The 458-nt window shown below is 34.5% G+C and carries 1 protein-coding gene; it reads left to right on the top strand.

Annotated features, from left to right (window positions below; translation table 11 throughout):
- The coding region (locus RH99_RS18090; protein WP_010241901.1) for an ABC transporter substrate-binding protein at nt 1-458 on the top strand (458 nt) is incomplete at both ends.

The raw sequence follows: 458 nt of genomic DNA, 5'->3' as shown, positions 1-458 counted from the left end.
GGACCAGAACAGTCTATTTACATTCAAAATCAAAATAAAGAAGATTATCCTATAGTCTTTGCGCAACTTACACAAAGGGATGGATCTTTCTTAGTAGGTAGAAAAGAAGAGAAAAAATTTGACTGGAGTTCTGTAAAAGGTAAAACTATTATTGGCGCAAGACCGGGTGGAGTACCAGAAATGACACTGGAATACGTACTTAAAAATCATGGTATAGATCCTAAAAAAGATGTAAATTTAATAACTAATATAGACTATACTGCTACTTCAGGAGCATTTAAAGCAGGTACTGGTGATTATGTAGCACTTTTTGAACCTACAGCAAGTATTTTAAGACAAAGTAATTCAGGATACATTGACGCTTCTGTAGGAGCATCAGCAGGCCCTATACCATATACCTGCTATTTTGCAACTAAATCCTATATAGATAAAAATCCAGATGTAATCCAGAAATTCAC

The sequence above is a fragment of the Clostridium arbusti SL206 genome (genome assembly GCF_000246895.1).
GTDB classification, from domain to species: domain Bacteria; phylum Bacillota; class Clostridia; order Clostridiales; family Clostridiaceae; genus Clostridium_I; species Clostridium_I arbusti.
This window is presented reverse-complemented; position numbering and strand designations above follow the sequence as displayed.